Origin of the sequence: Enterobacter quasimori, from assembly GCF_018597345.1 — a bacterium.
GTDB classification, from domain to species: domain Bacteria; phylum Pseudomonadota; class Gammaproteobacteria; order Enterobacterales; family Enterobacteriaceae; genus Enterobacter; species Enterobacter mori.
The window spans coordinates 164,230-187,011 of the sequence record NZ_JAHEVU010000003.1 but is presented as its reverse complement, the minus strand read 5'-3'; the positions used below and the strand labels follow the sequence as shown (position 1 = coordinate 187,011).

The 22,782-nt window shown below is 58.9% G+C and carries 21 protein-coding genes; 15 read left to right on the top strand and 6 right to left on the bottom strand.

Annotation, left to right across the window (positions count from 1 at the left end; genetic code table 11):
• Position 1 precedes the first annotated feature (1 nt).
• Genes lsrD through lsrA form a run of 3 tightly spaced genes read right to left on the bottom strand, consistent with a single transcriptional unit; the run spans position 2 to position 3,495 of the window.
• Positions 2–979, bottom strand: coding sequence for an autoinducer 2 ABC transporter permease LsrD (gene lsrD, locus KK102_RS13015; RefSeq protein ID WP_216357750.1), 978 nt, complete (start codon positions 977–979; stop codon positions 2–4).
• On the bottom strand, positions 980–2,011 hold the full coding sequence (gene lsrC, locus KK102_RS13010) for an autoinducer 2 ABC transporter permease LsrC (protein ID WP_216357749.1): 1,032 nt from the start codon (positions 2,009–2,011) through the stop codon (positions 980–982).
• Positions 2,008–3,495, bottom strand: a complete 1,488-nt coding sequence (gene lsrA / locus KK102_RS13005) for an autoinducer 2 ABC transporter ATP-binding protein LsrA (RefSeq protein WP_216357966.1) — start codon at positions 3,493–3,495, stop codon at positions 2,008–2,010. The genes lsrC and lsrA overlap by 4 nt, the downstream gene beginning before the upstream one ends.
• Positions 3,496–3,710: 215 nt before the next feature.
• Here lsrA and lsrR point away from each other — a divergent pair, with 215 nt between their 5' ends.
• The 3 genes from lsrR to KK102_RS12990 all read left to right on the top strand — a co-directional run bounded on the left by lsrR (position 3,711) and on the right by KK102_RS12990 (position 8,540).
• Positions 3,711–4,682, top strand: a complete 972-nt coding sequence (gene lsrR / locus KK102_RS13000) for a transcriptional regulator LsrR (protein WP_216357748.1) — start codon at positions 3,711–3,713, stop codon at positions 4,680–4,682.
• A gap of 32 nt (positions 4,683–4,714) precedes the next feature.
• A complete protein-coding gene (gene lsrK, locus KK102_RS12995; RefSeq protein ID WP_216357747.1) occupies positions 4,715–6,313 on the top strand; it encodes an autoinducer-2 kinase in 1,599 nt (532 codons plus the stop codon).
• Between the two features lie 205 nt (positions 6,314–6,518).
• Positions 6,519–8,540 carry an NADPH-dependent 2,4-dienoyl-CoA reductase gene (locus KK102_RS12990; RefSeq protein ID WP_216357746.1) on the top strand — a complete coding sequence of 674 codons (2,022 nt, stop codon included), beginning with the start codon at positions 6,519–6,521 and terminating at the stop codon, positions 8,538–8,540.
• Between the two features lie 91 nt (positions 8,541–8,631).
• On the opposite strand, the gene rlmG is transcribed toward KK102_RS12990, so the two are convergent.
• A complete protein-coding gene (gene rlmG / locus KK102_RS12985; protein WP_126545270.1) occupies positions 8,632–9,768 on the bottom strand; it encodes a 23S rRNA (guanine(1835)-N(2))-methyltransferase RlmG in 1,137 nt (378 codons plus the stop codon).
• 83 nt (positions 9,769–9,851) lie between these two features.
• Between rlmG and KK102_RS12980 the strand changes: the two genes are divergently transcribed.
• The 4 genes from KK102_RS12980 to sstT all read left to right on the top strand — a co-directional run bounded on the left by KK102_RS12980 (position 9,852) and on the right by sstT (position 14,103).
• Entirely contained in the window at positions 9,852–10,355 is a 504-nt protein-coding gene (locus KK102_RS12980) for a YgjP-like metallopeptidase domain-containing protein (protein WP_047347756.1), read from the top strand.
• Positions 10,356–10,425: 70 nt separating this feature from the next.
• On the top strand, positions 10,426–11,424 hold the full coding sequence (locus KK102_RS12975; protein ID WP_126545271.1) for a Gfo/Idh/MocA family protein: 999 nt from the start codon (positions 10,426–10,428) through the stop codon (positions 11,422–11,424).
• 250 nt (positions 11,425–11,674) lie between these two features.
• Complete coding sequence (locus KK102_RS12970; protein WP_216357745.1) at positions 11,675–12,643, top strand: TerC family protein; 969 nt, start codon at positions 11,675–11,677, stop codon at positions 12,641–12,643.
• 218 nt (positions 12,644–12,861) lie between these two features.
• The gene (sstT, locus tag KK102_RS12965) at positions 12,862–14,103 is read left to right on the top strand and encodes a serine/threonine transporter SstT (protein WP_126545273.1); all 1,242 of its coding nucleotides are present in this window, start codon (positions 12,862–12,864) and stop codon (positions 14,101–14,103) included.
• Positions 14,104–14,188: 85 nt separating this feature from the next.
• Here sstT and KK102_RS12960 read toward each other — a convergent pair whose 3' ends face one another.
• On the bottom strand, positions 14,189–15,676 hold the full coding sequence (locus KK102_RS12960) for a UxaA family hydrolase (RefSeq protein WP_216357744.1): 1,488 nt from the start codon (positions 15,674–15,676) through the stop codon (positions 14,189–14,191).
• Between the two features lie 17 nt (positions 15,677–15,693).
• A complete protein-coding gene (gene uxaC / locus KK102_RS12955; protein WP_126545275.1) occupies positions 15,694–17,106 on the bottom strand; it encodes a glucuronate isomerase in 1,413 nt (470 codons plus the stop codon).
• Positions 17,107–17,581: 475 nt separating this feature from the next.
• Here uxaC and KK102_RS12950 point away from each other — a divergent pair, with 475 nt between their 5' ends.
• The 8 genes from KK102_RS12950 (at position 17,582) to KK102_RS12915 (ending at position 22,771) form a co-directional block, all read left to right on the top strand.
• Positions 17,582–18,880: an MFS transporter gene (locus KK102_RS12950; protein WP_126545276.1), complete on the top strand. Its 1,299-nt coding sequence runs from the start codon at positions 17,582–17,584 to the stop codon at positions 18,878–18,880.
• 181 nt (positions 18,881–19,061) lie between these two features.
• On the top strand, positions 19,062–19,838 hold the full coding sequence (gene exuR / locus KK102_RS12945; protein WP_216357743.1) for a transcriptional regulator ExuR: 777 nt from the start codon (positions 19,062–19,064) through the stop codon (positions 19,836–19,838).
• A 343-nt stretch (positions 19,839–20,181) separates the two neighbouring features.
• Positions 20,182–20,844: a DedA family general envelope maintenance protein YqjA gene (gene yqjA / locus KK102_RS12940; RefSeq protein WP_042713927.1), complete on the top strand. Its 663-nt coding sequence runs from the start codon at positions 20,182–20,184 to the stop codon at positions 20,842–20,844.
• Positions 20,845–20,846: 2 nt separating this feature from the next.
• The gene (mzrA, locus tag KK102_RS12935; RefSeq protein WP_216357742.1) at positions 20,847–21,230 is read left to right on the top strand and encodes an EnvZ/OmpR regulon moderator MzrA; all 384 of its coding nucleotides are present in this window, start codon (positions 20,847–20,849) and stop codon (positions 21,228–21,230) included.
• A gap of 143 nt (positions 21,231–21,373) precedes the next feature.
• Positions 21,374–21,742: a DUF1090 domain-containing protein gene (locus tag KK102_RS12930; RefSeq protein WP_216357741.1), complete on the top strand. Its 369-nt coding sequence runs from the start codon at positions 21,374–21,376 to the stop codon at positions 21,740–21,742.
• Positions 21,743–21,771: 29 nt separating this feature from the next.
• Positions 21,772–22,077 carry an ElaB/YgaM/YqjD family protein gene (locus KK102_RS12925; RefSeq protein WP_010435890.1) on the top strand — a complete coding sequence of 102 codons (306 nt, stop codon included), beginning with the start codon at positions 21,772–21,774 and terminating at the stop codon, positions 22,075–22,077.
• Between the two features lie 2 nt (positions 22,078–22,079).
• Complete coding sequence (locus tag KK102_RS12920) at positions 22,080–22,478, top strand: phage holin family protein (protein WP_216357740.1); 399 nt, start codon at positions 22,080–22,082, stop codon at positions 22,476–22,478.
• Positions 22,475–22,771, top strand: a complete 297-nt coding sequence (locus KK102_RS12915; RefSeq protein WP_010435892.1) for a YqjK-like family protein — start codon at positions 22,475–22,477, stop codon at positions 22,769–22,771. The genes KK102_RS12920 and KK102_RS12915 overlap by 4 nt, the downstream gene beginning before the upstream one ends.
• The last annotated feature ends 11 nt before the right edge of the window (positions 22,772–22,782 follow it).

Here is a 22,782-nt window from a genome sequence, read left to right as displayed (position 1 = left end):
CTTACGCTCCGGATAGTTTTCTAAAGAGAGAACGCACCCACTCACGGTGCAGACTCAGCGAACGTCCCATTACCACCACAACCAGCAGCGCCCCTGACAGCGCGCTCGATACCTGGTTAGGAATACCGACCATCTGTAAACCCTGTTGCAGATACCCCACCAGCAGCGCCGCCAGCGCCGTACCGACAACCGAACCTGACCCGCCGTAGATATTGGCTCCGCCGAGCACGGCGGCGGTGAGCGCTGGCATTAATAGATCGCGCCCCAGATCCGAACGCGCGGAGCCGAAATAGGAGACCATCACCAGCGCGGCAATCGCCGAGGCCACGCCCACCAGGCCGTACAGCACGTAGGGCATGCCGTTCACCGGCAGCGCCGCATAGCGCGCCGCGCGCGGGTTCTGCCCAATCAGGAACAGATGACGGCCAAAGCGCCCGCAGTGGGTAATGAGCCAGAAGAAGACGGTAATTACCGCGAACAAGACCAATGGGATCGGCAGACCCAACACCGTGAGGTTAGCGAACGCCGTGAAGCTGTCCGGGAAGCCGCCGATGCCCTCGTAGCCCGTGGCCCCCGCCATGCCGGAAAGCAGCAGCGCGCCGCCGCCGTAGAGGTAGAGCGTGCCGAGGGTGATCACCAGCGGGCTGATGCCGGTGTAGTGGATCAGCGCCGCGTTTACCAGCCCGCACAGCAGTCCCAGCAGCAGCGTCAGCGGAATCGCGACCGCCATCGGCCATCCCGCCTGCATCATGACGCCCAGCGCAATGGCGCAAAGGCCAATAGTCGAGCCCAGCGAAATGTCGATCCCGCCGCTGATAATCACCAGCGTCAGCGGCAGCGCCACAATGCCGATGCAGATAAAATCGCTGGTGCTGAACAGCAGCATGTTGACGTCGAGCATGCGCGGGTTAATGGCGCCAAAGAGCAGGATCTCCAGCACCAGCAAAATGAGCAGCGCGCTTTCCCAGTTAAGCCTCATTTACGCCACCTCTTTTTTGCGTTTGGGAAACGGGGTGACGTGCTTTCCCCCTCTGTTACCCGGCTGGAAGCGACCGTACTTCAGCGCCCGCTGATGGCGCGCCAGCGCCTGGCGCAGACGCCCGTCGAGCACCAGCACGCCCAGCAGCACCAGCCCGGCGATAAAGTCGTTCCACCAGGCCGGGAGCCTGAACAGCACCAGCACGGTGTCGATTTGCGTCAGGAAGAAGGCGCCGAGCAGCGCGCCAACCAGCGTGCCCGTGCCGCCCAGCAGCGAAATCCCCCCGAGCACGCAGGCGGCGATGGCCTTCATCTCCAGCCCGCTGCCGGTCTGGTTGGGCACAAAGCCAATCTGCGCGGCAAAAACGATTCCGGCGCAGGCCGCCAGCATGCCGTTCAGGGTAAAGGCAATCATGCGGGTGCGGTTCACCGCCACGCCCAGCTGCCGCGCGGCGGCGAGGTTATCCCCCACGGCGTAGAAATCACGCCCGAACGCGGTGCGCGACAGCGTCCAGGCACCGATGAGCACGATCATCAACACCACCATGCCGAGCGGCGAAATGCCGACGGCGGCAGGCTCAGAGAGGGATTTCAGGCCCGGCGGCAGCCCCTCAATCCACTTCCCGCCCGTCCAGAGCAGCATCGCTCCGCGATACAGCCCCAGCGTGCCGAGGGTGGCGACAATCGCCGGGATGCGCAGCCCCACCACCAGAAACCCGTTGAACGCCCCGGCCAGTGCGCCAACCGTGAGCGCGAAGAGAATGGAAACCGGCAGGCTGTAGCCGCTATTAAGCGCCACGCCGACGGCGATGGCGGACAGCCCGACGATGGAGCCGACGGAGACGTCGATATTGCGGGTCAGCATTACCAGCGCCGCACCGATGGCCAGCAGGATCAGGATCTGCGAACTGGCGAAGATCATCCCCAGCGTCTGCAAACTCAGGTAGGACGGATTGAGCGCCACCAGCACGGCGAACAGCGCCAGGATGGCGAGAAACGCGCTCAGCTCGCGGTTTTTCAGCAAAGTCTTCATGCTTGCCCTCCGAACGCCAGCGCCATCATTCTGTCGAGGCTGACGGCGTGGCGCGGCAGCTCGCCGCTGAGCACACCCTGGTGCATCACCAACACGCGGTCCGCGAGGCCCGGAAACTCATCAAGATTGCTTGAGATCATCAGTACCGCCACGTTCTGCGCCGCCACGCTTTTGATGAGCTGGTAGATATCGGCGCGCGCCGAGACGTCCACGCCGCGCGTCGGTTCATCGACGATCAGCAGTAAAGGATTGGCCTCCAGACAGCGTGCCAGCAGCACTTTCTGCTGGTTGCCGCCGGAGAGCGTGCGTACGGTTTGATCCGCATGGTTGAGCTTGATCCCCAGCGCCCGGTGATAGCGCTCCACGACCGCAGACTCCCGCTTGCGCTGCTGACAGAGCGACGGCTCGTTCAGCGCCACGGTGTTCCAGCGGATCGGCGCGTCGAGGAACAGGCCGGACACCTGCCTGTCTTCCGGCAGGTAGACCAGCCCTTTTTCCAGGCGTGAACTTACCGGCTCGTTGGCGATCTCCTGGTTCTCCAGCCAGATGCGGCCCCCGCGTACCGGCCGCAGGCCGTAGAGCGTTTCCGCAAACTCGGTGCGCCCGGATCCCACCAGCCCTGCCAGGCCGACGATCTCCCCGGCGTAGATCTCAAGGCTCAGATCGATAAAGCCTTCCCCGGTAAGATCGTCAACGCGCAGCACCGGGAAATCCTGCGGCTGGGTGCGGCGGTTGCCCGGCAGCGCCAGCCACAGCTTTTGCGTATCGCTGAGGGATTTCTCCCGGCTTACCGGCGTCATGGCGGCAATCAGGGCGTTATCGTCGAACTGCGCGGTTTCGCCGCTCAGCACCACCGCGCCGTCGCGCATCACCGAGACGTGGCTCGAAAGCACGCGAATTTCCGGCAGCTTGTGCGAGATAAAGACAATCCCGACGCCGAGTGCCTGCAGGGCGCGGATCTGGCGGAACAGCCGTTCGGTTTCGCCCGGCGTGAGGGAGGCCGTGGGTTCGTCGAGGATCAGGATCCTGGCGTTGCGCATTAGCCCGCGTAGGATCTCCACCATCTGCTGATCCGCCACCTCCAGGGTGCTGGCTGCGGCGTCGAGGTTAAGCTGGCACTGCAGCTGCTTGAGCTTCTCCGCCAGCCGCTTTTCCAGATCGCGCTCGCGTGGCAGGCGGAACAGGATATTTTCCCGCACCGTCAGGTTGGGGAACAGCAGCGGCTCCTGCGGCACCAGGTAAATGCCTAATCTGTGCGCCTGCACGGGCGTCAGCCGCGCATAAGACTGTCCCTCGACGGAAAGTTCACCGCCGTCCGGCGTTTCGACCCCGGCGATGATCTTCATCAGCGTCGATTTTCCCGCGCCGTTTCCGCCCATCAGGGCGTGCACCTGGCCCGCAAGCAGCGTGAAATCAATGCCTTTAAGAACCGGCACGCCTGAGAACTGCTTGCTGATATTCCGCGCGTCGAGAAGTGAGGTCATCATCGCTCCGCTATTGAACAAATGATTTTTAGATTTAATAATGTTCAAAAGCGTAGACGGTGAACTATATTTACAACCGTGCAGGGATCACAGTTTTATCGATTGAGATTCAGATAAACCAGAAACGATCGAAATGATCCGTTTTGTCGCGTGGCTCACACTTTCCCTTCGCGCCATCACGAACATATGATCTAAATTTTTATAAGAGTTCAACTATGAGCGATAAACGCACTGCGGAAGAAGGACGGTTTGCCGGGCTGGCGCTGGCGGAAGAGGAGCTGGTGGCGCGCGTGGCCTGGTGCTACTACCACGACGGGCTGACCCAAAACGACATCGGCGAGCGGCTCGGGCTGCCGCGGTTAAAAATCTCCCGCCTGCTGGAGAAGGGCCGTCAGTCCGGGGTGATCCGCGTGCAGATCAACTCCCGCTACGAGGGCTGCCTGGCGCTGGAAACCGAGCTGCAGCAGCGCTTTGGCCTGAAGCTGGTGCGCGTGATGCCCGCCCTGAATACGCCGCCGATGAACGTGCGGCTGGGCATTGGCGCGGCGCAGTCGCTGATGGGCGTACTGGAGCCCGGCCAGCTGCTGGCGGTGGGGTTTGGTGAAACCACCATGAGCAGCCTGCAGCACCTGAGCGGCTTTATCAGCTCGCAGCAGATCCGCCTGGTGACGCTCTCCGGCGGCGTCGGGCCGTACATGACCGGTATCGGCCAGCTGGACGCGGCCTGCAGCGTCAGCATGATCCCCGCCCCGCTTCGCGTGTCATCCGCCGAAGTGGCCGGGATTTTAAAGCGCGAAACCAGCGTGCGGGACGTGATCCTCGCCGCCACCGCCGCCGACGTGGCGGTAGTTGGTATTGGTTCAGTAAACCAGCGCCGTGACGCCACGATCCTGCGCTCCGGCTATATCAGCGAAGGTGAACAGCTGATGTACGCCCGCAAAGGGGCGGTCGGCGACATTCTCGGCTACTTCCTCAATGCCGAGGGCGAGTGCGTCGAGGAGCTGGAGATCCACAAAGAACTGCTGGGCGTCACGCTCGATGAACTGGCGCAGCTGCCCACCATCGTTGGCGTGGCCGGCGGGGAAGAGAAAGCCGATGCGATTTATGCCGCACTGAAGGGTCGCCGTATCAATGGCCTGGTGACGGAAGAGACGACAGCCCGCGCGGTGCTGGCTCTGGCCAAATAAGAGCCTGCCTGCGCTAACAGCGAGGCAAGCTCATGAGTTACCTTTTAGCGTTAGATGCAGGGACAGGCAGCGTTCGCGCCGTGATTTTCGATTTACAGGGCAACCAGATTGCCGTCGGTCAGGCCGAGTGGAAGCACCTGAGCGTGGAGAACGTGCCGGGGTCGATGGAGTTCGACCTGGAGACCAACTGGCGGCTGGCCTGCCGGTGCATTCATCAGGCGCTGACGCGCGCGAATCTGGGCGCGGCGGATATTCAGTCCGTCGCCTGCTGCTCGATGCGCGAAGGGATCGTGCTGTACGACCGCAACGGCGAGGCCATCTGGGCCTGCGCCAACGTCGACGCTCGCGCCAGCCGCGAGGTGGCCGAACTCAAAGAGATCCACGACAACCGTTTTGAATCCGAAGTGTACGACGTCTCCGGCCAGACGCTGGCGCTGAGCGCCATGCCGCGCCTGCTGTGGCTGGCGCACCATCGTCCGGATATTTACCGCAAGGCCGCGACCATCACCATGATCAGCGACTGGCTGGCGGCGAAGCTCTCCGGCGAGCTGGCGGTCGACCCGTCTAACGCGGGCACCACCGGCATGCTGGATCTCTTCTCCCGCGCCTGGCGTCCGGCGCTGCTCGACATGGCCGGGCTGCGCGCCGATATCCTCTCCCCGGTGAAAGAGACCGGCACCGTGCTGGGTGCTATCACCAAAGAGGCCGCGCAGCAAAGCGGCCTGCGCGAAGGCACCCCGGTGGTGATGGGCGGCGGCGACGTGCAGCTGGGCTGTCTGGGGCTGGGCGTGGTTCGCGCCGGACAAACCGCGGTGCTGGGCGGTACCTTCTGGCAGCAGGTCGTAAACCTGCCGCAGGTGCGCACCGACCCCGAGATGAACATCCGCGTGAACCCGCACGTTATCCCCGGCATGGCGCAGGCGGAGTCGATCAGCTTCTTTACCGGGCTGACCATGCGCTGGTTCCGCGACGCCTTCTGCGCGGAGGAAAAGCTGATTGCCGAGCGGATGGGGATGGACACCTACTCCCTGCTGGAAGAGATGGCCAGCCGCGTGCCGGCGGGTTCACACGGGGTAATGCCGATCTTCTCCGACGCGATGCATTTTAAGCAGTGGTACCACGCCGCGCCGTCGTTTATTAACCTCTCCATCGACCCGGAAAAATGCAATAAAGCGACGCTGTTCCGCGCCCTGGAGGAGAACGCGGCGATTGTCTCAGCCTGTAACCTGGCGCAGATTTCGCGCTTCTCCGGCGTGACGTTTGAGAGCCTGGTGTTTGCCGGAGGCGGTTCGAAAGGCGCGCTGTGGAGCCAGATCCTCAGCGACGTCACCGGCCTGCCGGTGCGCGTGCCGGAAGTGAAGGAGGCGACGGCGCTCGGCTGCGCGATTGCGGCAGGGGCTGGCGCGGGGCTATTCGCGGATATGGCCTCGACGGGCGAGCGGCTGGTGAAGTGGAGCCGCGAATTTACGCCGAACGCGCAGCACCGCGAGCTGTACGACGGCATGATGCAGAAATGGCAGGCGGTATATGCAGACCAGCTCGGGCTGGTGGACAGCGGACTGACGACGTCGATGTGGCAGGCGCCGGGGTTAGTAAAAACCCACACCCCTCACCCTGCCCCTCTCCCCTAAGGGGAGAGGGAAAAAACCAGATCGAGCCAATTCTTTAAGGCCGCACCGGCGAGTCCCCTCTCCCCTCCGGGGAGAGGGTTAGGGTGAGGGGAAGTTCTTTGAGATCTATCACAATCATTCGATCCCGCTTTTACCTTTCCGCTGCCGCTGGCTAAATTAGTAACTCATCCGACCACATAACAATAATTTTACACTGGAAGAGACTATGAGCCGCTACCCGTCGTTATTCGCCCCTCTCGATCTGGGGTTTACCACACTCAAAAACCGCGTGCTGATGGGCTCGATGCACACCGGGCTGGAGGAGCATCCGGACGGGGCCGAGCGTCTGGCGGCCTTCTATGCCGAGCGCGCCCGCCACGGGGTGGCGCTGATTGTCACCGGCGGCGTGGCCCCTGCGCCTTCCGGCGTGGGCATGGAGGGCGGCGCGGTCCTGAACGATGCGTCACAGCTGCCGCATCACCGCATTGTGACCGACGCGGTACACCGCGAGGGCGGTAAAATCGCCCTGCAAATCCTGCACACCGGGCGCTACAGCTATCAGCCGAACCTGGTCGCGCCGTCGGCCATTCAGGCCCCGATTAACCGCTTCACTCCGCATGCCCTGAGCCACGACGAGATCCTGGCGCTGATAGACGACTTCGCCCGCTGCGCGGCGCTGGCCCGCGAGGCGGGCTACGACGGCGTCGAGGTGATGGGCTCAGAAGGCTATCTGATCAACGAGTTCCTCGCCGCCCGCACCAACCACCGTGAAGACGAATGGGGCGGCGACTATGCCCGCCGGATGCGCTTTGCCGTAGAGGTAGTGCGCGCGGTGCGCGAACGTGCGGGCGCGGACTTTATTATCGTCTTCCGCCTGTCGATGCTCGACCTGGTGGAAGGCGGTGGGACGTTCGACGAAACCGTGCAGCTGGCGCAGGCGATTGAAGCCGCAGGTGCCACCATTATCAACACCGGCATCGGCTGGCACGAGGCGCGCATTCCGACCATCGCCACGCCGGTGCCGCGCGCGGCGTTCAGCTGGGTAACGCGCAGGCTGAAGGGCAAGGTATCTGTTCCGCTGGTCACCACTAACCGCATTAACGATCCTCAGGTGGCGGACGATGTGATTTCACGCGGCGACGCCGACATGGTCTCAATGGCGCGTCCGTTCCTGGCGGATGCCGAACTGCTCTCCAAAGCGCAAAGCGGCCGTGCGGATGAGATCAACACCTGCATCGGCTGTAACCAGGCCTGTCTGGATCAGATCTTCGTCGGCAAGGTCACTTCATGCCTGGTTAACCCACGCGCCTGCCACGAAACCAAAATGCCGGTCGTTCCGGCGGTTAATAAAAAACGCCTGGCCGTGGTGGGCGCTGGCCCGGCGGGGCTGGCATTTGCCGTGAACGCCGCCTCGCGCGGGCACCGCGTGACGCTGTTTGATGCGCTGGGGGAGATTGGCGGGCAGTTTAATATCGCCAAACAGATCCCCGGCAAAGAGGAGTTCTACGAAACGCTGCGCTATTACCGCCGGATGATCGAGCTTACAGGCGTCGAGCTGCGGCTTAACCAGTTTGTCCGCGCGGCGGATCTGACTGATTTCGATGAGGCGATCCTGGCGAGCGGGATCGTACCTCGCCTGCCGGCGATCGAGGGTATCGATCATCCGAAGGTATTGAGCTATCTCGACGTGCTGCGTGACAAAGTACCGGTTGGCGAGAAGGTGGCGATTATCGGCTGCGGGGGTATCGGCTTTGATACCGCCATGTACTTAAGCCAGCCGGGCGAGGCCACCAGCCAGAATATCGCCGAGTTTTGCGTGGAATGGGGAATCGACACCAGCCTGAGCCAGTCCGGCGGTTTACGCCCGGAAGGGCCGCAGCTGCCGAAAAGCCCGCGGCAGATCGTGATGCTGCAGCGTAAGGCCAGCAAGCCGGGCGAAGGGCTGGGCAAAACCACCGGCTGGATCCACCGCGCCACCCTGCTCTCACGCGGGGTGAAGATGATCCCGGCGGTCAGCTACCAGAAGATCGACGACGAGGGTTTGCACGTCACGATCGGCGGCGAGCCGCAGCTGCTGCGCGTGGATCATGTCATTTTATGTGCCGGGCAGGAGCCGAAGCGCGATCTGGCCGATCCGCTGCGCGAGGCCGGTAAAACGGTGCATCTGATTGGCGGGTGCGACGTGGCGATGGAGCTGGACGCGCGGCGCGCGATTGCGCAGGGGACAAAACTGGCGCTGAGTATTTAACGGCATCGCCCGGTGGCGCTTCGCTTACCGGGCCTACGGGTCCGAGGCCATTGTAGGCCCGGTAAGCGAAGCGCCACCGGGCAAAACAATCTTAACGACGACGCCCCAGCTTCACCGACTTCAGCACCACAAACTTATTGTTCGTCGCAATGGTCACGCAGTTGCCGAAAATCTTCTTCAGCTTGTGGAAGTAATCCAGGTGGCGGTTCGCCACGATGTACAGCTCGCCGTTGATTTTCAGGCAGCGGCGCGCGTGGTGGAACATCTCCCACGCGACGTTATCCGTCAGGGCGTGCTTCTGGTGGAACGGCGGGTTGCAGAACACCGCGTTGAAGCGGAACGGCTCTACGCCCGACAGCGCGTTGTTGATCATAAACTCGCAGCGGTCCAGCGCGTCCGGCATGTTGGTTTCCACGTTCAGACGGCTGGAGGCCACCGCCATCGGCGACTCGTCGCTGAACACCACGCTGGCGTCCGGGTTCTTCGCCAGCAACGTCAGGCCAATCACGCCGTTGCCGCAGCCCAGGTCGACAATCTCACCTTCCAGATTTTCCGGCAGGTGTTCCATAAAGAAGCGCGCGCCGATATCCAGCCCGGTGCGGGAGAAGACGTTCGCATGGTTGTGGATGGTCCAGTCGGTCCCTTCCAGCTTCCAGCTCAGGGTCTCTGGCGCGTCGGCCAGCTCCGGTGCGCTGAAGGTGCAGTTGATCAGGCGCGCTTTTTTCCAGGCCAGGGTCGTGGTGGTTGGGCCGAGGACTTTCTCGAACAGCTCAAGCGTCGATGTGTGGATATCGCGCGCTTTGGCACCCGCGATGATGCGCGTATCCGGCGTGACGACCTTACGCAGCGCGCGCAGCTGCTGCTCCAGCAGCGCCATGGTTTTTGGCACTTTGATCAGCACCACGCCCGGTGCCTGCGGGTAGTCCGCGGTGCTGTCGAGGAACTTCACGCTGGACTCTTCGATGTCGTTATGGCGCAGGTTTTCACGCGTCGCCAGCTCGCTCAGGTAGGAGTCGCCGATGCTGTACGGCGTGTGCTCCGCCAGGGCGCAGCCCAGCGCGCCAAACGCGTCATTCAGGATCAAAACCGGGCCGCGGATTTCAGTCTCATCCAACTGCTGCAGCAGATATTCATCCGCCGCTTCCCACGCCTGAAGCGGGTTAACGTCGTCCGTTTCCGGGAAACGTTTAAGGTTGAGTGAACGGAAACCGTTGTCTAAGTGGCTCATCGGCCCTCCTGAATGGTAAAATTTGGCGTATCCCTGAAAAGGGTGCGTGAGTATACCCGTTTTATTGTCGATTTGGGGCGTTGATGAACCAACTTACTTATCTCCAGGGCTATCCGGAGCATTTACTGACTCAGGTTCGCAGCCTGATTGCCGAGCAGAAGCTCGGCGCGGTGCTGGAAAAACGCTACCCCGGCACGCACGATTTCGCGACCGATAAAGCCCTCTGGCAGTATACGCAGGATCTGAAAAGCCGTTATCTGAAGAGCGCGCCGCCGATCAACAAGGTGATGTACGACAACAAGATCCACGTGCTGAAAAACGCGCTCGGCCTGCACACCGCCATCTCTCGCGTGCAGGGCGGCAAGCTGAAGGCGAAGGCCGAAATCCGCGTCGCGACGGTTTTCCGTAACGCGCCGGAAGCCTTTCTGCGGATGATCGTCGTCCATGAGCTGGCGCATCTGAAAGAGAAAGAGCACGACAAAGCGTTCTATTCCCTGTGCTGCCACATGGAGCCGCAGTACCACCAGCTGGAGTTTGATACCCGGCTATGGCTTACGCATTTATCGTTAAATAGTAATGCGGAATAGCGCACGCGAATTGTCATGATGACGTGCTACAGTGGCTAAAGGTTCCCCGCTACGGAGTACGTAAACGTTTATGATACGTTTCGCAGTCATTGGAACGAACTGGATCACGCGCCAGTTCGTCGACGCCGCCCACGAAACCGGCAAATATAAGCTTACCGCGGTCTATTCCCGCAGCCTCGAGCAGGCGCAAAGTTTTGCTAACGACTACCTCGTTGAGCATCTCTTCACCTCGCTCGACGAGATGGCGCAAAGCGACGCCATTGACGCGGTCTATATCGCCAGCCCGAACTCCCTGCACTTCCCGCAAACGAAGCTGTTCCTCAGCCACAAAAAGCATGTGATTTGCGAGAAGCCGCTGGCATCGAATATTCAGGAAGTGGAAGCGGCCATTGCGCTTGCCCGCGAAAACCAGGTGGTGCTGTTCGAAGCGTTTAAAACCGCCAGCTTGCCGAATTTCCTGCTGCTGCAGCAGTCCCTGCCGAAAATTGGCAAAGTGCGTAAAGCCTTTATCAACTACTGCCAGTACTCGTCGCGCTATCAGCGCTACCTGGACGGCGAGAACCCGAACACCTTTAACCCGGCCTTCTCTAACGGTTCGATTATGGATATCGGCTTCTACTGCCTGGCCTCTGCCGTGGCCCTGTGGGGCGAGCCGCATGGCGTAACGGCCACCGCCAGCCTGCTGGAGAGCGGCGTGGATGCGCACGGACTCGTGGTGCTGGACTACGGCGATTTCAGCGTTACGCTGCAGCACTCCAAGGTGAGCGATTCCGTGCTGCCGAGCGAAATTCAGGGCGAAGCGGGCTCGCTGGTTATCGAGAAGATCTCCGAGTGCCAGAAGGTGAGCTTTGTGCCGCGCGGCGGTAAAGCGCAGGAGCTGACGCAGCCTCAGCATATTAACACTATGCTCTATGAGGCAGAGGTCTTCGCCCGCCTGGTGGAAGACAACGAAGTGAATCACCCGGGCCTCGCGGTAAGCCGCACCACGGCGAAGCTGCAAACGGAGATCCGCCGTCAGACCGGCGTGGTTTTCCCGGCAGACGACGTGAGCGCGGAAGCTATCGCGTAAAACTGTGTAATGAAACCGTGCAGACCATTGACGAAACCAATGGTCTGACATATTTTGTTACCTGCAAAGGGGAGTAACTTCTTCGCCGGTGGATCGTCATTACGATGCGTTAAACACGCATCCGGTCGCCGGGCAACCCTCGTGGTTGTAAGTGAGACCTTGCCGGAAGGCGAGGTCTATGCATAAAAAGCTAACGGCTATCGTCTTCTGACCATGGCCGTTTTTGTTTTTTATGTGTAAGGAAAATAGTATGCATTCTGTCGGCACTCCAATGTTGTGGGGCGGATTCGCGGTTGTCGTGCTCATCATGCTGGCAATCGACCTCTTTTTGCAGGGCCGTCGCGGCGCGCACGGCATGAGCATCAAACAGGCTGCGGCCTGGTCTCTGGTGTGGGTTACCCTCTCTCTGCTGTTCTGTGCCGCCTTCTGGTGGTATCTGGCCTCGACCGAAGGCCGTGCGGTGGCCGATCCTCAGGCGCTCGCCTTCCTCACCGGCTATCTGATTGAAAAAGCCCTTGCGGTTGATAACGTCTTCGTCTGGCTGATGCTGTTCAGCTACTTTGCCGTACCTGCTGCCCTGCAGCGTCGCGTGCTGGTCTACGGCGTGCTGGGCGCGATTATCCTGCGTACCATCATGATCTTCGCCGGCAGCTGGCTGATCGCCCAGTTCGAATGGCTGCTGTACGTCTTTGGCGCGTTCCTGCTGTTCACCGGTGTCAAAATGGCGCTGGCGAAAGAGGACGGCTCCGCGATTGGCGATCGCCCGCTGGTGAAGTGGATCCGTGGCCACCTGCGCATGACCGACAAGATTGAGAGCGAGCACTTCTTCGTGCGCAAGAACGGCCTGCTGTTTGCTACCCCGCTGCTGCTGGTGCTGATTCTGGTTGAGCTGAGCGACGTGATTTTTGCGGTGGACAGCATCCCGGCAATCTTTGCCGTCACCACCGACCCGTTCATCGTCCTGACCTCAAACCTGTTTGCGATCCTCGGCCTGCGCGCCATGTACTTCCTGCTGGCGGGCGCGGCGGAGCGCTTCTCGATGCTGAAGTACGGCCTGTCGGTGATCCTGGTGTTTATCGGTATCAAGATGCTGATCGTCGATTTCTACCACATCCCGATCGCCATTTCGCTCGGCGTGGTGTTCGGCATTCTGATCGTGACGCTGATTATCAATACCTGGGTTAACCGCCAGCACGATAAGAAGCAGCAGGTAGAGTAATTCCCTCACCCCGGCCCTCTCCCACAGGGAGAGGGTGAACACACTTTTGTAACGCAGCAGTTAAAAAATATGATGCACTACGTAAAATCCAGCATTTTACGCTTCCCTCCTTTCGTGCATTCCCTATACTCGACCAGGCAAACATTTACTTACATCCGGACATAAATGTGACTTAGAGCACATTCGGAATGGAACGCAATTTCACTCAGGAATAATGTATGAGCACACAATCAACGGGGCTTTTTGCGCGCCTGGCGCAGGGGAGTCTGGTTAAACAAATTCTGGTAGGGCTGGTGCTGGGGATCCTGCTGGCGCTGGTGTCCAAACCTGCCGCTATCGCGACGGGCCTGCTGGGTACGCTGTTTGTTGGCGCACTGAAAGCCGTCGCGCCGGTTCTGGTACTGATGCTGGTGATGGCGTCAATCGCCAACCACCAGCACGGACAAAAAACCAACATTCGCCCTATTCTGTTCCTGTATCTGCTGGGAACCTTCTCTGCTGCCTTAACGGCCGTGGTGTTTAGCTTCCTGTTCCCCTCCACGCTGCACCTGACCAGCGCGGCGGGTGATATCACCCCGCCGTCCGGGATTGTAGAAGTCCTTCGCGGCCTGCTGATGAGCATGGTCACTAACCCGATTGATGCCCTGCTGAATGCAAACTACATTGGCATCCTGGTCTGGGCGATTGGCCTGGGCTTCGCGCTGCGTCACGGCAACGAAACCACGAAAAACCTGATTAACGACGTGTCGAACGCCGTGACCTTTATGGTGAAAATCGTTATTCGTTTTGCACCAATCGGTATCTTCGGTCTGGTTTCCTCCACGCTGGCAACAACCGGATTTGAAACCCTGTGGGGTTACGCACAGCTTCTGATTGTGCTGATTGGCTGTATGCTGCTGGTCGCGCTGGTCATTAACCCGCTGCTGGTGTTCTGGCAGATCCGCCGCAACCCGTACCCGCTGGTGCTGACCTGCCTGCGCGAGAGCGGCGTGTACGCTTTCTTCACCCGCAGTTCGGCGGCGAACATTCCGGTCAACATGGCGCTTGCAGAGAAGCTGAACCTGGACCGCGACACTTATTCCGTGTCGATCCCACTGGGCGCAACCGTGAACATGGCGGGCGCAGCGATCACCATCACCGTGCTGACCCTTGCGGCGGTGCATACGCTGGGTATTCCGGTGGATCTGCCGACCGCACTGTTGCTGAGCGTGGTGGCGTCACTGTGTGCCTGTGGCGCATCGGGCGTGGCGGGCGGTTCGCTGCTGCTGATCCCGCTGGCGTGTAATATGTTTGGCATCCCGAACGAGATCGCGATGCAGGTTGTGGCCGTCGGCTTTATCATCGGCGTGCTGCAGGACTCCTGCGAAACCGCGCTGAACTCCTCTACCGACGTGCTGTTCACCGCAGCGGCCTGTCAGGCGGAAGACGCGCGTTTAGCGAAGAACGCCCTACGCAGTTAAAAAAAAAGCCCGGTGGCGGCTACGCCTTACCGGGCCTACAGGTTTTAGTAGGTCGGGTAAGCGCTAGCGCCACCCGACAAAGTACTTAAAGCGTCACACCACTCTTAAAGATCGCCAGCTCGCGGAAGTCGTTCTTCTCGTTGCAGGTCTGCTTACCGTTCGCGAATTCCACGATAGTATCCACAAACTCCGTCAACAGCTGCGGCATCGCCTTGCCGTGGATAAGCTGCCCGGCATCAAAGTCGATCCAGTGTTTTTTCTTCGTCGCCAGCTCGCTGTTGGTAGCGATTTTCACCGTCGGCACAAACCCGCCGTACGGCGTGCCGCGACCGGTACTGAACAGCACCATATGGCAGCCCGCTCCCGCCAGCGCGCTGGTGGCGACCGCATCGTTGCCCGGTGCGCTGAGCAGGTTCAGCCCGTGCGTTTTCAGGCGCTCGCCGTAGCGCAGCACATCGACCACCTGGCTCGCGCCCGCTTTCTGGGTGCAGCCGAGAGATTTCTCTTCCAGCGTGGTGATCCCACCCGCCTTGTTGCCCGGCGACGGGTTCTCATAAATCGGCTGATTGTGGGCGATGAAGTACTGTTTGAAGTCGTTCACCATGGTGACGGTTTTCTCAAATGTCTCTTCGTCGCGGCAGTGGCTCATCAGAATACGCTCCGCGCCGAACATTTCCGGCACTTCGGTCAGCACCGTGGTGCCGCCGTTGGCGATGACGTAGTCGGAGAAACGGCCGAGCATCGGGTTAGCGGTAATACCTGAAAGACCATCAGATCCGCCGCACTCCAGACCAAACTTCAGCTCGCTCAGCTTGCCCGGCTCGCGCCTGTCGTGGCGCATCACGTTATACAGCTGGTGCAGCTGCTCCACGCCCGCTTCCACTTCGTCGTCCTGATGCTGGCACACCATAAAATGCACGCGCTCAGGGTCGAATTCCCCCAGCGTGTCGCGGAAGGCGTCCACCTGGTTGTTCTCGCAGCCCAGACCAATCACCAGCACCGCGCCCGCGTTCGGGTGGCGCACCATGTTTTGCAGCATGGTGCGGGTATTGATGTGGTCGTCACCCAGCTGCGAGCAGCCGTAGGTATGGCTGAACAAATGCACGCCGTCAGTGCCTTCGGCATCGTTGGTCTCTTTCAGGAAACGCGTCTGAATTTGACGCGCAATTCCGTTCACGCAGCCGACGGTCGGGAGGATCCACAGCTCGTTGCGGATCCCCACCTCGCCGCTGGCGCGACGGTAGATCTGCACGTCACGATCTGCCGCCTGTCCGGCTTCCGCCTGAAAATCAGGTTGATAGCTGTACTCGTCCAGATCGCTCAGATTGGTGCGGGTATTGTGGGAGTGAATATATTCACCCGGCGCAATATCCGCCAGCGCATGACCGATGGGCAAACCGTACTTCACCACGTTCTCCCCTTTCGCAATGGGGATCAGGGCAAACTTGTGTCCACGCCCAATGGCCTGGCGCAACGTGACAGACTGACCGTCGAACGTGACGTTCGTTCCTTCAGTCAAATCAGCCAGCGCGACGGCAACGTTATCCAGCGAATGGATTTTGATGTATTGCATATCAACCTCAGACGGCCTTAGTTCAGTTCAATGGCGAAGTAGTCACGCGCATTGTTAAAGCAGATGTTTTTCACCATTTCCCCCAGCAGCTGGATATCCGCTGGCGCTTCGCCCGCGTGCACCCAGCGGCCAATCATCTGGCACAGAATGCGGCGGAAGTATTCATGGCGGGTATAGGACAGGAAGCTGCGGCTGTCGGTCAGCATGCCGACAAAGCGGCTCAGCAGGCCAAGCTGCGCCAGCTGCGTCATTTGACGCTCCATGCCGTCTTTCTGATCGTTGAACCACCAGCCGGAGCCGAACTGCATCTTGCCCGGCATCCCTTCGCCCTGGAAGTTGCCGACCATGGTGCCCAGCACTTCGTTATCGCGCGGGTTCAGGCAGTAGAGGATGGTTTTTGGCAGCAGGTTTTGCTCGTTCTGTTTGCTCAGCAGTTTGGACAGCTCTTCCGCCAGCGGACGATCGTTGATGGAGTCGAAGCCCACGTCCGCACCCAGCAGTTTGAACTGGCGCTGGTTGTTATTGCGCAGCGCGCCGATATGGTACTGCTGTACCCAGCCGCGACGGGCGTATTCTGCGCCGAGGAACACCAGCACCGCCGTTTTGAACTGGGCAATTTCATGCTCGCTCAGCGTTTCGCCGGAGAGACGACGCGCGAGGATGCTGTCCAGCTCGGCTTCGTTGGATTCCGCAAACAGCACCACGTCCAGCGCATGGTCAGAGACTTTACAGCCGTGCGCCGCGAAGTGATCCAGGCGTTTAGTCAGCGCGGTTTGCAGGTCAGCAAAACGACGAATATCGGTATCGGACACTTCCGCCAGCTTCGCCATGTAGTCAGTGAAGGTGGCCTGCTCAATGTTGAAGGCTTTGTCCGGGCGCCAGCTTGGGAGCACTTTGATATCAAAAGAGGTGTCCTTGGCGACGACGGCATGATGTTCCAGGGAATCAATCGGATCGTCGGTGGTACCCACCATCTTCACGTTCATCTGCTTCATGATGCCGCGCGCGGAGAACTGTTCCTGCGCCAGCAGATCGTTGCATTGAGCCCAGATTTCATCCGCTGTAGCGGGAGAAAGCAGTTTACCGGTGATGCCAAACGGACGACGCAGCTCGAGGTGCGTCCAGTGATAAAGCGGGTTTCCGATGGTGTGCGGAACGGTCGCCGCCCAGGCGTCAAACTTCTCGCGATCGGTGGCGTCGCCGGTACACAGGCGCTCAGCGACGCCGTTGGTGCGCATCGCGCGCCATTTATAGTGGTCACCCTTCAGCCAGATATCATACAGGTTTTTGAATCGGTAATTTTCGGCAACCTGCTGCGGCGGTAAATGGCAGTGATAGTCGAAAATCGGCTGGTCCTTCGCGTAGTCGTGGTACAGGCGGCGAGCAAATTCAGTATCTAACAGAAAATCGTCGGTCATAAACGGCGTCATTATCGTCTTCCTCATTACGGGAGCGTCAGAAAGCGTATGTTCATATGCTGCAAAGTTATCACACCAATTTCCACCCACCGAAGTTTTTTTCGTGAGTCAGATCAATAAACGTCGACAAAAAAATTACCCCAAATGGAGTAAACCCTCTCGCAGACCGCGCCAATACTGGCTTTGCGCGCGCTGCAGAATATCCCTACAAAGATTCACACATTTGTGATGTCACTCACCTTTTAAAGTTGTATGACAAGTTATCGTTTCGCCGTCGCAAACACTACGCCTACGGAATGCATTGCTGGTGTCAAGAACATCAGATTTAACGGTACGGAAACCGACTAATGCACGATGACTTATGGCAAGGTTCGGGCCGTTCCGGGACTTCTCCCGGTTATGCCCCTCCCGTTACTGAACAACTCCCGGCAACGGTTGAGTTGTTACCGTGTTCTGGCACGGAAATAACATAACGATGAGGTTTTACATGCGTAAAATTAAAGGGTTACGTTGGTATATGATCGCACTGGTGACGCTCGGCACCGTGCTGGGCTACCTGACGCGTAACACAGTGGCAGCAGCGGCTCCAACGTTGATGGAAGAGTTGCACATCACCACGCAGCAATACTCCTACATCATTGCGGCCTATTCCGCGGCTTATACCATCATGCAGCCTGTTGCGGGCTATGTTCTGGATATTCTGGGTACCAAAATCGGCTATGCCTTCTTCGCCGTAGCATGGGCGATTTTCTGCGGTGCAACCGCACTGGCAGGCAGCTGGGGCGGCCTGGCGCTGGCGCGTGGTGCGGTCGGTGCGGCTGAAGCCGCCATGATCCCGGCGGGCCTGAAGGCAAGCTCCGAATGGTTCCCGGCAAAAGAGCGCTCCATCGCTGTAGGCTACTTCAACGTGGGCTCGTCCATCGGCGCGATGATTGCACCGCCGCTGGTGGTCTGGGCCATCGTGATGCACAGCTGGCAGATGGCGTTCATTATCTCTGGCGTACTGAGCTTTGCCTGGGCAATGGCATGGCTGGTGTTCTATAAACACCCGCGCGACCAGAAGAAACTCTCTGAAGAAGAACGTGAATACATCATTGGCGGTCAGGAATCTCAGCATCAGACCAACAACGGCAAAAAAATGAGCGTCTGGCAGATCCTGGGCACCCGTCAGTTCTGGGGTATCGCCCTGCCGCGCTTCCTGGCAGAACCGGCCTGGGGGACCTTTAACGCGTGGATCCCCCTGTTCATGTTTAAAGTCTACGGCTTTAACCTGAAAGAGATCGCAATGTTCGCCTGGATGCCGATGCTGTTCGCTGACCTGGGCTGTATCGTGGGCGGCTACCTGCCACCGCTGTTCCAGCGCTGGTTTGGGGTGAACCTGATTGTCTCCCGTAAAATGGTCGTCACCATGGGCGCCCTGCTGATGATCGGCCCTGGCATGATCGGCCTGTTCACCAGCCCATATGTGGCTATCGCCCTCCTGTGTATTGGTGGCTTTGCGCACCAGTCCCTGTCCGGCGCGCTGATTACGCTATCGTCTGACGTCTTCGGTCGTAACGAAGTGGCAACGGCCAACGGCCTGACCGGTATGGCCGCCTGGACCGCGAGTACGATGTTTGCGCTGGTGGTCGGCGCGCTGGCAGATACCATCGGCTTCAGCCCGCTGTTCGCCGTGCTGGCTATTTTCGACCTGCTGGGCGCGGTGGTGATCTGGACGGTGCTGAAAAGCAAATCGGCAGAGGAGCTGGCGAAAGAGTCCCTCGGGAAACCGGCTACGCAGAGTTAGCATCACTGTGCCGGGTGGCGGCTTCGCCTTACCCGGCCTACAAACCCGTAGGCCCGTGCAAGCGAAGCGCCGCCGGGCATTTAAAGGCCGCTCAGTAGCGGCTTTTTTCATGGCGAAATATGGAGACTGGCTCGCAAAAGTGGTATAACAAATCATCCGCCGTACCCTGCCTGGAGCGCATATGGAAATCACCGAACCACGTCGTTTATATCAACAACTTGCTGCCGAGCTGAAAGATCGCATCGAGCAAGGTGTCTATCTTGTCGGTGATAAACTTCCCGCTGAGCGCTTTATTGCGGATGAAAAGAGCGTGAGCCGCACGGTCGTGCGCGAAGCCATCATCATGCTGGAAGTGGAAGGCTACGTTGAGGTACGCAAAGGCTCCGGCATTCATGTGATCTCCAACCAGGCAAAACACTCCCCGGTACCGGACGAAAATCTGGAATTTGCCAGCTACGGTCCGTTTGAGCTGCTCCAGGCTCGCCAGCTGATTGAAAGCAACATTGCTGAGTTTGCGGCGACGCAGGTGACCAAGCAGGACATCATGAAGCTGATGGAGATCCAGGAAAACGCGCGTAAAGAAAAATGTTTCCGCGATTCAGAATGGGATCTTCAGTTCCACGTCCAGGTGGCGCTAGCCACGCAGAATACGGCGCTGGCCGCAATCGTGGAAAAAATGTGGACTCAGCGCGTTCACAACCCGTACTGGAAAAAACTGCACGATCATATCGATTCGCGCACCGTGGATAACTGGTGTGACGATCACGACCAAATCCTTAAGGCACTGATTCGCAAAGATCCGCATGCGGCAAAACTGGCGATGTGGCAGCACCTGGAAAACACCAAACAGATGTTGTTCAACGAGACCAGCGACGACTTCGAATTCAACGCTGACCGCTATCTTTTTGCCGATAATCCTGTGGTTCATCTCGATACCGCATCCAGTCACGCAAAATAGACTACCTTGATGCCGGCAGGCGCTTCGCTGCGCCTGATGGCGAACAGAGGTAAGCAAAACATATATAGTGTCAGCCTTTGTAAAATCCCTCGCTCCCTTCCAGGCCTTACGCCAAAATCACTTCACCCTGCAAATTCTGTGACGCAGAACGTCGGGCTTTGTTACAATTGGATTCACTTCGTTATTTTGTAAGTTAGTGCTTGCTAACCAGCCAATTAACAGGGAACAGTGTTGGCCACACACCAATGTGTCCGCGAGCGACCATAATGAAATCACAACAATGTCGCCGTGCTGTTTTTCCCGGATTACAGGCGTGACGTTAACCGATTTCCAGGAACACTGAATGGAACTTTTGACCCAACTACTGAATGCCCTGTGGGCTCAGGATTTCGAAACGCTGGCCAACCCTTCCATGATTGGCATGCTTTATTTTGTCCTCTTTATGATTCTGTTCCTTGAGAACGGACTGCTTCCTGCTGCTTTTTTACCGGGCGACAGTCTGCTGGTGCTGGTAGGCGTACTCTGTGCGAAAGGGGCGATGGCCTTCCCGCAAACCGTATTGCTGTTAACCATTGCGGCCAGCCTGGGCTGCTGGGTGAGCTACATTCAGGGACGATGGCTGGGCAACACGCGGATTGTGCAAAACTGGCTTTCGCACCTTCCGGCCCATTACCACCAGCGCGCACACCATCTTTTCCACAAGCACGGGCTTTCGGCGCTGCTGATGGGCCGTTTTATCGCCTTTGTTCGTACTCTGCTGCCCACCATCGCCGGGCTGTCCGGTCTGAGCAGTGCCCGCTTCCAGTTCTTTAACTGGATGAGCGGCCTGTTATGGGTACTGATCCTCACCACGCTGGGCTACGCGCTGGGGAAAACCCCGGTTTTCATGAAGTATGAAGATCAGTTGATGTCCTGCCTGATGCTGTTACCGGTGGTCCTGCTGGTCTTTGGCCTGGTGGGTTCGCTGGTTGTCCTGTGGAAAAAGAAATACGGCGCCAGGGGCTAACCATGGTGATCTCCCCGCTTGCTCTGCGTCGCGTCTCTTACGCCATGATCGCGCTGATGATGTTCAGCGTCCTGATCCTGGCATGGGCTGCGCTGCAGCATCAGGAATCGACGCTGGCAATACGTCCGGTAAATCAGGGTGCCAGCGTGCCGGATGGTTTTTCCATCTGGCATCATCTGGACGCCAACGGGATCCGCTTTAAAAGCATCACGCCGCAAGACGACGTGCTGCTGATAAAATTTGACTCCAGCGCACAGAGTGCAGCGGCAAAAGCCGTGCTCGACAGAACGCTGCCGCAGGGTTATATCATTGCGCAGCAGGAAGACGACAGCCATGTTGCCGCCTGGATGTCGCTGCTACGCGATACGTCGCATCGGTTTGGTTAATTACCAGGATTCCGAATCTTTTCACTCACTTTGGTGATTACGCCGTTTACTTACTATGCTTAAGTACGCGGAGCACCCCTCAGATGTTCTCCGCATAGTTCTGGATCACGGCTCACGCCGTAACACAATGGAAGGTTTCGATAATGAAATTCCGCATTACCCTGGCTCTGGCCCTTTTTTCTTTAAGCGCAGCTTCATACGCCACCTCTCTCTGTCAGGAGAAAGAACAGGATATCCAGCGCGAGATCGGCTATGCCGAAAAGCATAACAATCAGCACCGCGTTAATGGCCTGAAGAAAGCGTTAAGCGAAGTGAAAGCCAACTGTTCCGACAGCAAGCTGCGTGCCGATCATCAGAAAAAAATCGCTGAACAGAAGGACGAGATAGCCGAGCGCCGTCAAGACCTGCAGGAAGCGAAAGAGAAAGGGGATGCGGAAAAAATTGCTAAGCGCGAGAAGAAGTTGAAAGAAGCGCAGGACGACCTGAAAGCGCTGGAAGCTCGCGATTATTGAGTTAACGGAAATCTCAACAGGAGAGAATCATGTCAAAAGATACTACGTCAGAAAATCTGCGCGCTGAACTGAAATCACTGGCGGACACCCTGGAAGAGGTACTTAGCTCTTCTGCCGATAAGTCGAAAGAAGAGGTCAGCAAACTTCGCAGCAAAGCGGAGCAGGCGCTGAAAGAGAGCCGTTATCGCCTCGGTGAAACCGGCGATGCGTTAGCCAAACAGACCCGTGAAGCCGCCGCGCGCGCTGACGAATATGTTCGCGACAATCCGTGGACGGGTGTGGGTATCGGCGCTGCCGTTGGTGTAGTGCTGGGTGTCCTGCTGACGCGTCGTTGATTATGGAAGATCCTCGTCACGCACAAGGGCCTGCTAATAACGTCCTCGGTATCGGCCAGCGTATATTAACCACGCTGGTCGGCATTGCCGAAACGCGCGTCCGGCTGGCAGTGGTTGAACTGGAAGAGGAGAAAGCCAATCTCTTCCAGATGCTGCTCATGCTCGGGCTAACCATGCTCTTCGCCGCGTTCGGTCTGATGAGTCTGATGGTATTAATCATCTGGGCTATCGACCCGCAGTATCGTCTTAACGCGATGATTGCCACCACGGTGGTGTTACTGGTTGCGGCATTGATTGGCGGCATCTGGACAATGCGTAAAGCGCGCAGGTCCACCTTCCTGCGCCACACGCGCCAGGAGCTGGCCAACGATCGTTCGCTGCTGGAGGATAACAAGCCGTGAGCGATAAAGCCGAACGTCAAAAGCGAAAAGCGTATCTGCTAAGCCAGATCCAGCAGCAACGGCTGGATCTGTCCGCCGGTCGTCGCGACTGGATCGAGGCAACACGTCCGTTCGACCGGGGCTGGAATACATTTTTGAGCCTGCGTTCCTGGGCGCTGGTGGGCAGCAGCGTGATGGCTATCTGGACGGTTCGTCATCCGAATATGCTGATCCGCTGGGCGCGTCGCGGCTTTGGTGCCTGGAGCGCCTGGCGTCTGGTGAAAGCCACGTTGCGGCAGCAGCAGCTGCGGTGATAAAAGCAAAA